Below are 13927 nucleotides of genomic sequence, written 5' to 3'. Positions count from 1 at the left end.
GCGCGGGTCGGTCTCGCCGGTGTCGTGGTTTCGTCCTGATTCCAGGATGCCCCTTGTGTGTCCTTTTCGGCATCAGGGGCACGCCCTCACCCGCCCCGGAGGGGCTCAGGGTGCGCTCAGGGTCCTCCCGGATGGGAATCTCTGGTGTGAGCAGCGACGATGGGCAGTGTGAAGGAAGACGTGGTGGCCGACCATGACTGACGGACGTGAGCCGGCGAACGACACCGGAGGCCCGGCGTCGGCCTCCGGCGACTCCCCGTTCACATCTGAGGAGCGGGAGCTGCGCCGACACAGCGAGACCGGTGTGGTCACGGGGGTGTGCGCCGGGCTCGGCGAGTACACGCGGATCGACCCGGTGGTGTGGCGGGTCGCGTTCGCGCTGACGGCGCTGAGCGCCGGAGTCGGGGTGATGCTGTACATCGCCGCCTGGACGGTGATGCGGGACCAGCAGGGCGGTCCGGCCATGGCCGAGCAGCTGCTGAACCGGCGGATCGAGGGGCGGGCGGTGCCCGCGCTGCTCGGCGCGGGGTTGGCGGCGGCCGCGGCGCTGAGCCTGGTGGGCGGGTTCGGCTGGGGCACACTGGTGCTGGCCACGCCGCTGATCCTGGGTGTGCTGGTGGCGCACAACCGCGGGGTGGACCTGCGCCGGACCTATCGTGAGCTGCCGTCCCTGCTGAAGTCGCGGGAGCCGCCGCCGACGGCTCCGGCGCCGGAGCCCAGCCCCTCCTACTACAACCCGGCCCAGCCGTGGGCGCAGGCACCGAGCGGCCCGATCGACCTCGCGGTCGTCTCCGGGCAGGAGCCGGGGACGGCCGAGCCGCAGGACGCGGGCGCGGGCGGCCCGGACGCTGGGGACGGTGCCGAGGGGGGCACGCGGGACGACGGCTCCGACTGGGAGCGGTACATGGCCGAGTCGGCGCGGGAGCGGGCGCGCGCTCGGGAGGCCCGGCGGCGGCGCAAGGAGGCCCGGAAGCGCTGCGGCGTGCCGCTGCTCGCCCTCGTGCTGTGGGCCGTGCTCGCCGTCACCGGCCTGGCCTTCGCCCTGGCCGGGGAGCCGTCACTGACGGCCCTGGTGGGCCCCGTGACCGGCCCGCTGTACGTGGGAGGCGTCGTCGTGATCATCGGCCTGGCCCTGCTGGTGGGGGCGTGGGCCGGAAACCCGCGCGGGCTGATCACCCTGGGTGTGCTGGCCACGCTGCTGCTGGTGGCCGTCTCGACCGTGAACGTGACGGCGATGCGATTCGGTACGGCCGACTGGCGGCCCCAGTCGGCGGCCGAGGCGACGCGGCCCTTCGACCTCACCATGGGCGCGGCCTCGCTGGACCTGACCCGGGTCGACCTGGAGCCCGGTCAGCGTGTCGAGGTCGCCGCGGATGTGGCGGTGGGCAGACTCGACGTCACGGTGCCGGACGCGGCACGCGTGGAGGTCCATGCCGCCACGCGGTTGGGGGCGGTCGCCGTCGACGATGTACGGCGCTCCGGAACACGGCTGGACATGCGGATGACACTGGAGCCGTCCGGCGCCGAGGCGCCGGCGGACGGCGGACCTGAGGCGTCGGCCGAGCCCCCCACGGTGGCTCTGGCCCTGACGTCCTATGTCGCCGAGATGGAGGTGCGGCGTGAAACGGCGTAGGACCGACTGGGGGTCGCTGGTCGCCGGTCTGCTCTTCGTGGGCCTCGGGATCGCCTTCGTGGTGAGCAACCGCACGGACTGGGAGTTCGACCCGCTGTGGGTACTGCCGATCCTCGCGATCGGGCTCGGCCTTGCCGGGGTCGCGCGGGCGCTGTCGCGAAACTCCGATCGGGCCGACGGTGACTCCGGTGGCACACCCTCCGGCGATGCACGGGACGGGCGCGCCGAGACGTAGCGGGTACGGCGCACGCGAGGGCGATCACCAGGGCGAGCATGGACCGGCCCCCGGACGGAGTGCTCCGTCCGGGGGCCGGTCCGCCGGTCAGGGGACCGGTGGGGCGGGGGGTGCGGCGAGGGCCCGGCTCACTCCCACTCGATGGTGCCCGGCGGCTTGCTGGTGACGTCCAGCGTCACCCGGTTGATCTCCCGCACCTCGTTGGTGATGCGGTTGGAGATGGTGGCGAGGACGTCATAGGGAAGCCGCGACCAGTCGGCGGTCATGGCATCCTCGCTGCTCACGGGGCGCAGCACCACGGGGTGGCCGTAGGTGCGGCCGTCGCCCTGCACCCCGACCGAGCGCACGTCGGCGAGCAGCACCACGGGGCACTGCCAGATGTCGCGGTCCAGTCCGGCGCGGCTCAGCTCCTGACGGGCGATGGCATCGGCCTCGCGCAGTACGTCCAGGCGCTCGCGGGTGACCTCGCCGATGATGCGGATGCCCAGGCCGGGTCCGGGGAAGGGCTGGCGCCACACCATCTCCGGGGGCAGTCCCAGCTCCTCGCCGACGCGGCGGACCTCGTCCTTGAACAGCTCGCGCAGCGGCTCCACGAGGGTGAACTGGAGGTCGTCGGGAAGGCCGCCGACGTTGTGGTGCGACTTGATGTTGGCGGTGCCGGTGCCGCCGCCGGACTCGACGACGTCGGGGTAGAGGGTGCCCTGCACCAGGAACTCGACCTCTTCGCCGGCCGCACCGCTCTCGGCGACGACCTCGCGGGCCGCCTGCTCGAAGACGCGGATGAACTCGCGGCCGATGATCTTGCGTTTCTCCTCCGGTTCGCTGACCCCGGCGAGCGCGGCCAGGAAGCGCTCCTGGGCGTCGACGACCTTGAGCGCGGCGCCGGTGGCGGCCACGAAGTCCTTCTCGACCTGCTCGGCCTCGCCCTTGCGCAGCAGGCCGTGGTCGACGAAGACACAGGTGAGCCGGTCGCCCACGGCGCGCTGGACCAGGGCGCCGGCGACGGCGGAGTCGACGCCGCCGCTCAGCCCGCAGATGACGCGCTTGCTGCCGACCTGGGCGCGGATCCGCTCGACCTGCTCGTCGACGATGTTCACCATGGTCCAGGTGGGGCGGCACCCGGCGGCGTCGTAGAGGAAGTGGCGGAGGACGGCCTGGCCGTGCTCGCTGTGCATCACCTCGGGGTGGAACTGCACGCCGTACAGCCCGCGCTCGCGGTTCTCGAACGCGGCGACGGGGGCGCCGGCGGTGGTGCCGGTCGCGCGGAAGCCGGAGGGGGCCTCGGTCACCGAGTCGCCGTGCGACATCCACACGTTCTGCACGGCGGGCAGGCCGTCGAACAGGAGGGTGTCGGTGCCGACCTCGATCTCGGTGCGGCCGAACTCGCTGAGCCCGGTCCTGGCGACGGTGCCGCCGAGCGCCTGGGTCATCGCCTGGAAGCCGTAGCAGATGCCGAACGTCGGGACGCCCGTCTCGAACAGTTCGGCCGGGGCCTGCGGGGCGCCGTCGGCGTAGACGGACGAGGGGCCGCCGGAGAGGATGATGGCCTTGGGGTTCTTCGCGAGCATCTCGCCGACCGGCATGGTCGAGGGCACGATCTCGCTGTAGACGTGGCATTCGCGGACCCGCCGCGCGATCAGCTGTGCGTACTGCGCGCCGAAATCCACGACGAGGACGGTGTCGAACGTGCTATCGGAAGCACCGGCAAGGGACACGTAACGGCCTTCCCGCAGGTAGATATGGATTGCCCCCAGTCTAAGGCGCGTTGTGGACCGGGTGGCGAGGCCGCGGAGGGGGTATGCGTCACGGCGTCGCGGCGCGTGTCCGCGAACCGGCTGGTCAGAGGGGTGGCCGGTGGGTACCCACGTGGGTTCGCCACACCCTAGAACCGGGCGGCGAGCACGGCGCGGTCGTCGGCGTGGCCGATGGCCGAGGACCATTCCATGATCGCGGAGCACACCTGCGTGGGCCCGGGGCCGCCGAGGCCGGTGAGCAGGTCGGCGAGCTCGCCGAGGCCGACGTCGAGCGACTCGCCGCGCCGCTCGACCACGCCGTCGGTGTAGAGGACGAGCATGTCGCCGGTGCCGACCCCGACGCGGTCGCGGGTCCGTGCGGCGCCCAGGGAGCAGCCCAGCGGAGGGTCGACGACCGCGTCGAGGGGTTCGCACCGGCCGTCGGCCCGCAGCAGGAGGGGTGGCACGTGTCCGGCGTTGGCGTAGGTGAGCCGCGCCTCCGCCGGTTCGTAGACGAGGAAGCAGGCGGTGGCCATGCTCGCGGGGAGGTAGGTGTCGACGTAGCGGTCGACCCGGGACACCACCCGGTCGGCCGGGGCCTCTTCCTCCAGCGCGGCGGCGCGCAGCGCGCTGCGCAGCTCCGCCATGACCATGGCCTCCGACAGCCGGTGCCCGGCGACATCGCCGATGACCAGGGCGACGCGTTCGGTGTCGGGGATGCCGAAGACGTCGTACCAGTCGCCGCCGATCTCGGCCCCGTGGGCGGTGGGCCGGTAGTCGACGGCGACGCTGAGCACCGTGCCGTCGATGTGGTCGGGCAGGAAGCTGCGCTGTACCTCGGCGGCCACTTCGTGTTCGCGCTCCAGGCGGGCACGGAGGTGGCGTTCGCGCTCGTCGCGCGCTGACGGCCGGGGGAAGCGTCCGCGGCGGCCCGGGGGGACGAGCCGGACCTGTACGACCGGCTCGCCGGAGGCGTCGGCCGCCCAGGCCGCCCGCGCTCCGAAGCAGTGGCAGCGGTGGGTGCCGCCGTCGGGACCCCGCAGGGCGAGGGCGCCGACGATCGGGGCACCGCACCGCGCCCACCGCCAGAGGGTCTCGGCGGTGTCGTCGGCATCATCGGCGGTCAGGTCGTAGAGGTTGGACCCGGCTCCGGCCTCGGGGAAGGTGCGGCGCATGGCGGGGTTCGCCCCGAGGATGGTGCCGGAGATGGCGACGAGCAGCATCGGCTCGCTCACGGTGCGGGTGATCGCACCGAACAGTTCACCCGCGCTCACGGCCGTCCGCGCCGTCGCCGCCGACGCACGGCGGGAGGGTGGCCGGGAACTCGTCGAACCCGCCGTAGTACTCGTTGCCGGGTGCCCGGTCGGCGTCGGGCCCGGGGTTCAGGTGGATCACCACCATGCAGCGGGCGTGGTGGCGGGCGATGGTCTCGGTCAGGTCGACCTTGGCATAGCCGAGGTAGCGCGCGGTGAGGTTGCCGAAGACGCTGGACGTCATGGTGCACAGCGCCTCGTTGCCCAGGACCGGGGCGCCGAAGGGGCAGGTCCGGTTGCCGAGGACGATGCGGTCCTCGTCCTGGGAGACGATGTAGAAGTCTCCCTGGATCCGGCGGTAGAGATCGACGAGTACTTCGGCGATCTGGTGGCGGTCGAGGTTGTCCAGCTCCAGTTCCCTGGTGTAGAGGTCGCCGAGCGCATCCCCCATGCGCTGTCCCGCCAGAGCGATGTAACCGGACGCTTCTTCGAGTCCGACGACGGCTTCCAGGGAGGCCGCGAGTTCGGTGAGGAGGCGGCGCATGAAGTCGTCTCGTTCCAGTGGGACAGCGGCATCTATTACTCGCATAGTGCCTCCATAAGACCCGTACGGGCCGCGGCCGCCGTGTGCTTGGGGAACCGGGAGGGGGTGGCAGCGCGGTTGCCGTACCCGGAACGTTACGCCGGTCCGGCGAGCCCACGCAGGGCTTTTCCGCTTTTTTGTCGAGGTGGGAGCGGAACGCGGGGTTTCCGACGTGTTGGCGACCGGTGCACCCTCGTGCCACACCTGTCACACCTGTCGCGTCCGTGTCGCCCGCCGCCCCGGGCCGGGTCCGGGGCGGGTCCGGGGCGGCGGGGCCGGTCAGCGGATGTGGAACCGCTTCATCAGCCGGGCACCGCGGGTCATCAGGGCGGCGAGAGTCGCGCCGTCCATGTCCGGGGTGCCGCCGAAACCGACGAAGTGCTGGCTGGCGATGGTCTGCGGTTCGGTGTAGCGCAGCAGCCCCTCGGCGCCGTGGCGCCGCCCGAGGCCGGACTTCCCCATGCCGCCCATCGGGCCGCCGTAGCTGGCCCACGCGGCGCCGTAGCCCTCGTTGATGTTGACGGTGCCCGCGCGGATGCCTTCGGCGATCCGGCGGCCCCGGGCGGTGTCGCGGGTCCACACACTGGCGTTGAGCCCGTAGTCGGTGGCGTTGGCGCGCTCGACGGCCTCGCTCTCGTCGGTGAACCGGTAGAGCGAGACGAGCGGGCCGAAGGTCTCCTCCGCACAGGCGGCCATGGTCGGCTCGACGTCGGTCATGACGGTGGGCGCGTAGAACAGCGGGCCGATGTCGGTCCGGGGCCGCCCTCCGGCGAGGATCGTCGCCCCCTTCTCCCGGGCCTGGTCGACGTGGTCGATGACGCGGTCGAGCTGGCGCTGGTAGGTGAGCGACCCCATGTCGGCGGAGAAGTCGTAGCGGGTGTTGAGCTCCATCGCGTTGGCGGCCACCGCGAAGCGCTCGGCGAACTCGTCGAAGATCGCGTCGTGGACGTACATGCGCTCCATGGAGATGCACAGCTGCCCGGCGTTGCTGAAGCAGGCGCGCAGCGCGCCCTCGACGGTCCAGTCGAGGTCGGCGTCCTCGCACACGATCGCCGGGTTCTTGCCGCCGAGTTCGGCCGAGCAGCCGATGAGGCGGCTCGCGGCGCGCTGGGCGATCTTCGCGCCGGCCGCCGAGGAGCCGGTGAAGGCGACGTAGTCGGAGTGGTCGATGAGCGGGTCGCCGATCTCGGCGGGGTCCCCCAGGACCGGGATCCACAGGTCTTCGGGGAGACCGGCCTCGACGAGCAGGTCGATGGCCCACAGGGCGCTCAGCGCGGTCTGGGTATCGGGTTTCGCGACGACGGCGTTGCCGGCCAGCAGCGCGGGCACGGCATCGCCGACGGGGAGGGCCAGCGGGTAGTTCCACGGCGAGATGACGCTGACGGCGCCCTTGGCCTGGCGGTGCACGTAGGCCCGGGTGGCGCCGGGCACGGCGCCGGGGACGCGTCGGCGGCGCAGCATGGCCGGTGCCTGGCGCGCGTAGTAGAGGGTCCCCGCGGCGGCGTCGTAGACCTCCTCGAAGGCGTGCCGCCGGGCCTTGCCGGTCTCGGCCTGGAGGATGTCCAGGATCTCCTGCTGGCGGTCCAGCACGAGGTCGTGGAAGCGGAGGAAGGGGGCGACCCGGTCGCGGGGGGAGGCCGTGGCCCAGGCCCGCTGGGCGGTCCGGGCGCGCTGGAACGCGTCGCGCACGTCGGCGGCGGTCGACTCGGGGAGTTCGGCCAGGGGCTTGCCGGTGAACGGGGCGGTGGTGGTCGTACTGCGGCCGGAGGTGCCGGCGACGCGGCGCGTCAGGCGCTCCACGGTCGCGGGGTCCAGGGCCGAGATCTCGGTGGAACCTGTGGCGATACCCATATCAGGAGCCTAATCCGCGCCCTGCCCCTTGACTACCTCTCGGTAACACCCGCTGTGTCGGGGGACACGTCCGCGGGGGGAAGGTAGGGAGTGCGGGCACCGGACCGCCGACCGCAGGGGTGTCGCGCGTCACCGCCTCGGCCCTCTGGACGATCCGGCGGACGCGAGGTTTTATTTCATCGAGTGTTGAATTATGTCGGTCAGCCGACCACCACGCGCCACGCGGAGGCCGCGATGACACGCACCCACACCACCACCGTCGCCATCGCCGGGGGCGGCCCGGCCGGGATCATGCTCGGCCTGCTGCTCGCCCGCGCCGGAGTCGACGTCACCGTCCTGGAGAAGCACGGCGACTTCCTGCGGGACTTCCGCGGCGACACCGTGCACCCCTCCACCCTGCAACTCCTCGACGAACTGGGGCTGGCCGAGGAGATGGAGCGGATCCCGCACCGCAAGGTCCGCTCCCTGGCCGTCGGCAACACCGAGGCACCCGTCGTCCGTGTCGACCTCGACCGCCTGCCCGGCCGCTACCGCTACGTCGCGATGACGCCGCAGTGGGACTTTCTGAACATGCTCGTCGAGCACGCCGAGCGCTACCCCGGATTCCGGATCCTGATGAACGCCGAGGCCACCGACCTCATCCGGGAAGGGGGCGCGGTCAGGGGGCTGCGCTACTCCGACGCCGAGGGCGAGCACGAACTGCGCGCCGTGCTCACCGTCTCCGCCGACGGCCGCAACTCCGTGCTGCGCCGCGCCGCCGGGCTGGCCTCGCGGGAGTTCGGCAGCCCCATGGACGTCCTGTGGCTGCGCGTGGACCGCACCCCGGACGCGGGGTCCGGACTCCAGGCCCGCATCGGCGACGGCGCCATGGCCGTGGGGATCGACCGCGGCGACTACTGGCAGATCGCGTTCCTGATCCCCAAGGGAGGGCTGGAGGACATCCGTTCCCGGCCGGTCACCGAGTTCCAGGACACCCTCCTGGAGATGCTGCCGTACCTGGACGAGAAGTCGGTGCGCGCGGTCGACGACTGGGACGAGGTCGCGTTCCTGGAGGTCCGGATGGACCGGCTGGAGCGCTGGTACACGCCCGGATACCTGTGCATCGGCGATGCCGCGCACGCGATGAGCCCGGTCGGCGGGGTCGGCATCAACCTGGCGGTCCAGGACGCCGTCGCCACCGCCAACCTGCTGTGCGACGCCCTGCACCGGGCGCAGGCCGACCCCCGCCGCTTCGAGCGGACGCTCAACCCGGAGCTGCTGGCCCGGGTGCAGAGGCGGCGCATGTTCCCGACGGTGGGCACCCAGGCCCTGCAGAGCGTGGTGCAGCGGCGGCTCATCGCCCAGGCGCTGAGCACCACGCCCGAGGAGCCGTTCGACGTGCCGATCGCGCTGCGGGCACTCGCCGCGAGCGGGGCGCTGTCGTGGGTGGGCACGCGGGTGCTCATGCTCGGGCTGCGTCCGGAGCACGTGCGCACGCCCGACCGGTCACCCGGGGCCGAGTGATCCTGCGCCGCCGGGACCGCCCCGTCGATGGACCGGGGGAATCGGGTCGGATCTCCGCCCGGATCCTCGGAGCCGGGGCGGCATGGTGGACGCGGTGTCAGCCGTCCGCGAAGCCGCGGGGGTTGGCGGACTGCCAGCGCCAGGCGTCGGCGCACGCCTCGTCGATACCGCGGGTCGTCCGCCAGCCGAGATCGCGGCGGGCGGCGGACGGATCGGCATAGCAGGTGGCGATGTCGCCGGGGCGGCGCTCCACGATCTCGTAGGGGACGGGGCGGCCGCAGGCGCGCTCGAACGCCGCGATGGACTCCAGGACCGAGGTGCCCTGCCCGGTGCCGAGGTTGTAGACACGGTGCCCGGGGGTCCCGGCCAGGTGCTCCAAGGCGGCGAGGTGTCCCAGGGCGAGGTCGGTGACGTGCAGGTAGTCGCGCACGCCGGTGCCGTCGGGGGTGTCGTAGTCGGCGCCGAAGACCCGCACCCGGGCGCGGCTCCCCGCGGCGACCTGGGCGATGTAGGGGAAGAGGTTGTTGGGGACGCCGTGGGGGTCCTCCCCGATCAGGCCGCTTTCGTGCGCGCCGATCGGGTTGAAGTAGCGCAGCGAGATGACCTCCCACCGCTCGTCGGCGGCGGCCAGGTCGGTGAGGATCTGCTCGATGAACAGCTTGGTGGCGCCGTAGGGGTTGGTGACCGACAGCGGCATGTCCTCGGTGATCGGCACGCGGGCCGGGTCGCCGTAGACGGTCGCCGAGGAGCTGAAGACCATGCGGCGCACGCCGTGGGCCTGCATGGCCTCGCACACGGTGAGCAGCGCGTCGAGGTTGTTGCGGTAGTAGCGCAGCGGCTGCTCGGTGGACTCCCCCACGGCCTTGAGCCCGGCGCAGTGGATGACGGCGTCGACGGGGTGGTCGGTGAGGACCTTCTCCATGACCACGGGGTCGGCGCAGTCCTCCGGGTAGAAGGGGACGGTGCGGCCGGTGATGCGCTCGACCCGGCGGACGGCTTCGGCGTGGCCGTTGGTGAGCGCGTCGAGCACCACGACGTCGTGGCCGGCTCTGATGAGCTCGACGGCGGTATGCGTCCCGATATATCCGGCGCCACCGGTCAGCAATACCTTCATCGGCGTTCCTGCTTCCTGGGAGACGACCGCACGGTTCCCCGGCCACATGCGGCACTCCCATCAGGATATGCACGCCCCCTTCCTTCCCCGTCCGCCTCCGCCCGGGCATCGGTCAGAGTCGCGGGTCGACCGGCTCCGATTCGAGGGCGAGGACGCCGAACACGGCCTGGTGCACCCGCCACAGCGGTTCGCCGCGGGCATGCCGGGCCAGCGCTTCCAGGCCGAGCTTGTGCTCGCGCATCGCCAGCCCGCTCTTTCGGTCCGGTCGGCGCTCACGCAGCACCCGCATGCGCTCGGGCTCGGTGTAGTCGGGGCCGTAGATGATCCGCAGGTACTCCGGACCGCGCACCTTCAGCCCGGGCTGGGCCAGACCCTGGCGCCCGCGCGCGAGCGCACCGGTGAGGGGTTTGACGACCATGCCCTCGCCGCCGGCGTCGACCAGCTCCCGCCACCAGGCGGCCGCCGCCGCGGTGGCGTCCGGGTCGGTGACGTCCACGACCAGGTAGCGCGTGCTGCGGACCAGGTCGCAGGCGTCGGCCAGGCGCTCGGCCACCGCCATGTGCCACAGGTGGTCGGCGTCGGTGAACGCCCTGCCTTCCGCGGTCAGCACCGCGAAAGGGGCGTACCGCAGTCCGGCCGCCCCCTCGGTGGGCCAGCTGTAGCGGCGGTAGACCCGGCTGAACGCCTCGATGCCGTCGGCGCGCCGGGAGACCCGGTCGGCGAGCTCGCCGACCTCCAGGCCGCGCCCGGCCGCGGCGGCGAGTGCCGCCCCGGCCGCCGGGAGCGCCGCCCGCGCCGCCGCACCGACCGCGGCGTACCGCTCGCGGATGAGGCCTTCGGCCTTGGCGGACCACGGCAGCATCTCACCGTCGAGCGCGACCCAGTCGGTGTCGAGCCGCTCCCACAGCCCGGCCGCGGTGATCCCGGCGCGCAGTTCGGCCAGCACCTCCGACTCCACCTTCGGGTCGGTGAAGAACGGGCGACCCGTGCGGGTGTGGATCGCACCGAGGGAGTCGGGCACGAACCGGCGCTCGGCGGCGGCCGCATCGCGGCACACCACCGCGACCGCCCGCGAGCCCATGTGCTTCTCCTGGCAGATCACCGTGCCGGCGTCGACGCCGGCGCTCCGATAGTGCGCGAACGCCTCGGCGGGATGCTCCAGCAGTTCCGGGTCGGCCGCGGTGGGTGCCGGCGCCATGGTCGGCGGCAGGTAGAGCAGCCAGCGCGGGTCGACCGCGAAGCGGCTCATCACCTCCAGCGCGGCCAGGGCGTTCTCCGGGCCGATGCGGACCCTGCCGTGCGCGGTCTCGACACCGCCGCCCGAGACGGCCCGGTCGGCGAGGGAGGGAGCACGGTCCTCGCGCGGCGGTTCCCCGGGCTCCGCCACGGGTGCGGCGGGGTCGGCAGGCTCGTCGGGGTCGGCCCCCGCGTCGGATCCGGGCAGGTCGTCGACTTCATCCAGGCGGGCGATCGCCGCGCTGAACAGGCGCTGCCGACGCGACAGGTAGCGGCGGGTGATCCAGGCGCGTTCCGGGTGTCCGGAAAGCCAGCCCTCCCCCGCCCGCGCCAGCTTGTCGATCTCGTCCTCGGCGACCCGGTAGTGCTCGGCGCCGTCCATGGCGGGCAGCAGCACGTACAGGTGGCTCAGTGCGTCGGCCAGCCGCATCTCACCGGTGAGGGTCAGACCGACGTAGCGGGAGTCCCCCCACCCGGGCAGGCCGGGGTCCAGGGGAACGGGGACCGCATCCACCTGCCAGCCCAGCGGTTCGAAGAGCGACCGCGCCCGCGCGGCCCCGCCCCGGCAGGGCACAGCGGGCAGCGAGAGGGTGAGCGGTAGGGCCGTCACGGCCAGGTCGGGGCGGGCCGGGCAGCGCCCCTTGAGGGCGGACCGGAACGTGTCCCCGAGCGCCACCGCGAACAGCGAGGCTGCGGCGTAGGGCCGGTCGTCGACGTACCGCGCGAGCGCGAAGTCGGGGCTCCGCACCGTGGTGCGGGCGCGTAGCGGCTCCTGCGGGTCGACCTCCAGCATCAGCGCCGCCGTGCAGCGGTCCGCGCCCGCCTCCGGGTAGAAGACGTGCGCCGTTCCGAAGGACTGCGCGAAGCACTGCACCCGGTCGGGGTGCTCGTGCAGCAGATAGCCCAGGTCGGTGGCGGGTCGGCGGGTGGTCGTGATCGTCAATAGCACGCCCCCAGTCTGGGCGATGCCGATGTCCGATATCGAGCTGTTTTCCGCCCGGCACGCCCGGTGGAGGGGGCCGGGGCACGCCCGGCTCAGCTCTTCACACGCGGCGGCTTCGGGGTCGCCTCGGGGACGATGTCGGGGGCGCCGTGCTGCACGGCGTCGGCCTCGTGGTCGTTCTCCTGCTCCTGGGCCGCGCGCTCCGCCTCGATGCGCTTGCGGTAGTACTCGATCTCCCGCTTGACCTGGTCCTCGCTCCAGCCCAGCGGCCCGGCGATGAGCTCGGCGGCCTCCTCGGCCGCGGCGATGCCGCGGTCCCACGTCTCGAACGCGATGCGGGTCCGGCGCGAGAGCACGTCGTCGAGGTGGCGAGCGCCTTCGGCCTCGGCCGCGTACACGATCTCGGCACGCAGGTAGTCGTCGGACCCGGCCACCGACTCCTTGAGCTCGGGGCGCCGCCGCATCAGCTCCAGCAGGTCCTCGATCTGCGAACCGTACCGGCGCAGCAGGTGCACCACCCGGGAGACGTGCAGGCCGGACTCGCGGGCGATCGTGTGGCGCTGGTTCCACAGGGCCGCGAACCCGTCGGCGCCCACGAGCGGGATGCGGTCGGTGACCGACTCCGGGATCTTGCCGTCGAGCCCGTGCGCGACGGCGTCGACCGCGTCCTTGGCCATCACCCGGTAGGTGGTGTACTTGCCGCCGGCGATCAGGACCAGGCCGGGCACCGGGTGGGCGACGGTGTGCTCCCGGGACAGCTTGGAGGTCTCGTCGGACTCCCCCGACAGCAGCGGGCGCAGGCCGGCGTACACGCCCTCGACGTCGTCTCGGGTGAGCGGGACCCGCAGCACCGCGTTGATGTGGTCCAGGACGTAGTCGATGTCGGCGCGGCTGGCCGCCGGGTGCGCCTTGTCCAGGTTCCACGGGGTGTCGGTGGTGCCGATGATCCAGTGGCGGCCCCATGGGATGACGAACAGCACGCTCTTCTCGGTGCGCAGGATCATCCCCGACGACGCCTGGATCCGGTCCCTCGGCACCACCAGGTGGATGCCCTTGGAAGCGCTGACATGGATCTGGCCGCGGCCGCCCACCATCTCCTGGATGTCGTCCGTCCACACCCCGGCGGCGTTCACCACCTGCTGGGCGCGGACGTCGATCTCGTCGCCGGTCTCCAGGTCCTGCACCCGGGCGCCGGTGACGTGTTCGCCCTCCCGCAGGAAGCCCACGGCCTGGGCGCGCGAGGCGATCCGCGCGCCGTAGGTGGCGGCGGTGCGCAACACGGTGAGGACGTAGCGGGCGTCGTCGACCTGGCAGTCCCAGTACTGCAGGGCGCCGGCGAGCGCGTCGCGGCGCAGCGCCGGGAAGACGCGCAGCGCGCCCGTTCGGGTGAGGTGCCGGTGCGGGGGCAGGCCGCGGGTGTTGCGGCCGGTCAGCGAGAGGAGGTCGTAGAGAGTGACGCCCGCCCCGATGTAGGCGCGTTCCCAGTGCTTGTGGAACGGAAAGAGGAACGGGACCGGCCGCACGAGGTGCGGGGCGAGGCGGCCGAGCAGCAGCCCGCGCTCGGTCAGCGCCTCGCGGACCAGTTCGAAGTCGAGCTGTTCCAGGTACCTGAGGCCGCCGTGGATCAGCTTGCTGGACCTGCTGGAGGTGCCGGAGGCGAAGTCGCGCGCCTCGATCAGTCCGACCGACAGGCCGCGGGACACCGCGTCCAGGGCCACGCCCGCGCCCACGATGCCCCCGCCGACGACCAGGACGTCGAGCTCGTTGCCGGCCATGTGCGCGAGCGCCGCGGCCCGCTCGTCCGGCCCCATCCGCGCTGCCGTCATGTCATGCCCTCCCGACA

Annotated in this window: 10 protein-coding genes; 3 read left to right on the top strand and 7 right to left on the bottom strand. The window is 72.7% G+C overall.

The window, feature by feature from the left end:
• Window positions 1-193: 193 nt before the first annotated feature.
• Both HNR23_RS00250 and HNR23_RS00245 read left to right on the top strand, forming a co-directional pair.
• Window positions 194-1633, top strand: coding sequence for a PspC domain-containing protein (locus HNR23_RS00250; protein WP_184072319.1), 1440 nt, complete (start codon window positions 194-196; stop codon window positions 1631-1633).
• A complete protein-coding gene (locus tag HNR23_RS00245; RefSeq protein WP_184072318.1) occupies window positions 1620-1868 on the top strand; it encodes a hypothetical protein in 249 nt (82 codons plus the stop codon). The genes HNR23_RS00250 and HNR23_RS00245 overlap by 14 nt, the downstream gene beginning before the upstream one ends.
• A 128-nt stretch (window positions 1869-1996) precedes the next feature.
• On the opposite strand, the gene guaA is transcribed toward HNR23_RS00245, so the two are convergent.
• The 4 genes from guaA to HNR23_RS00225 form a co-directional block, all read right to left on the bottom strand.
• Window positions 1997-3583 (bottom strand): glutamine-hydrolyzing GMP synthase, encoded by a 1587-nt coding sequence (gene guaA, locus HNR23_RS00240; RefSeq protein ID WP_184072315.1) that lies wholly within the window; start codon window positions 3581-3583, stop codon window positions 1997-1999.
• A gap of 167 nt (window positions 3584-3750) precedes the next feature.
• A complete protein-coding gene (locus tag HNR23_RS00235; protein WP_184072313.1) occupies window positions 3751-4875 on the bottom strand; it encodes a SpoIIE family protein phosphatase in 1125 nt (374 codons plus the stop codon).
• Window positions 4862-5443 carry a methanogen output domain 1-containing protein gene (locus HNR23_RS00230; protein ID WP_184072311.1) on the bottom strand — a complete coding sequence of 194 codons (582 nt, stop codon included), beginning with the start codon at window positions 5441-5443 and terminating at the stop codon, window positions 4862-4864. The genes HNR23_RS00235 and HNR23_RS00230 overlap by 14 nt, the downstream gene beginning before the upstream one ends.
• Before the next feature lie 273 nt (window positions 5444-5716).
• Complete coding sequence (locus HNR23_RS00225) at window positions 5717-7288, bottom strand: succinic semialdehyde dehydrogenase (RefSeq protein WP_184072309.1); 1572 nt, start codon at window positions 7286-7288, stop codon at window positions 5717-5719.
• 234 nt (window positions 7289-7522) lie between these two features.
• Here HNR23_RS00225 and HNR23_RS00220 point away from each other — a divergent pair, with 234 nt between their 5' ends.
• Window positions 7523-8791 carry an FAD-dependent oxidoreductase gene (locus tag HNR23_RS00220; RefSeq protein WP_184072307.1) on the top strand — a complete coding sequence of 423 codons (1269 nt, stop codon included), beginning with the start codon at window positions 7523-7525 and terminating at the stop codon, window positions 8789-8791.
• A 97-nt stretch (window positions 8792-8888) separates the two neighbouring features.
• Here HNR23_RS00220 and galE read toward each other — a convergent pair whose 3' ends face one another.
• The 3 genes from galE to HNR23_RS00205 all read right to left on the bottom strand — a co-directional run bounded on the left by galE (window position 8889) and on the right by HNR23_RS00205 (window position 13910).
• Window positions 8889-9905, bottom strand: coding sequence for a UDP-glucose 4-epimerase GalE (gene galE, locus HNR23_RS00215; protein WP_184072305.1), 1017 nt, complete (start codon window positions 9903-9905; stop codon window positions 8889-8891).
• Between the two features lie 112 nt (window positions 9906-10017).
• The gene (locus HNR23_RS26425; RefSeq protein WP_184072303.1) at window positions 10018-12090 is read right to left on the bottom strand and encodes a hypothetical protein; all 2073 of its coding nucleotides are present in this window, start codon (window positions 12088-12090) and stop codon (window positions 10018-10020) included.
• An 86-nt stretch (window positions 12091-12176) separates the two neighbouring features.
• The gene (locus HNR23_RS00205; protein WP_184072301.1) at window positions 12177-13910 is read right to left on the bottom strand and encodes a glycerol-3-phosphate dehydrogenase/oxidase; all 1734 of its coding nucleotides are present in this window, start codon (window positions 13908-13910) and stop codon (window positions 12177-12179) included.
• Window positions 13911-13927 lie beyond the last annotated feature (17 nt).

This window comes from Nocardiopsis mwathae (assembly GCF_014201195.1).
Taxonomy (GTDB): Bacteria; Actinomycetota; Actinomycetes; order Streptosporangiales; family Streptosporangiaceae; genus Nocardiopsis_C; species Nocardiopsis_C mwathae.
The sequence above is the reverse complement of the archived record's forward strand: the minus strand, read 5'-3'. Positions and strand labels throughout refer to the sequence as shown.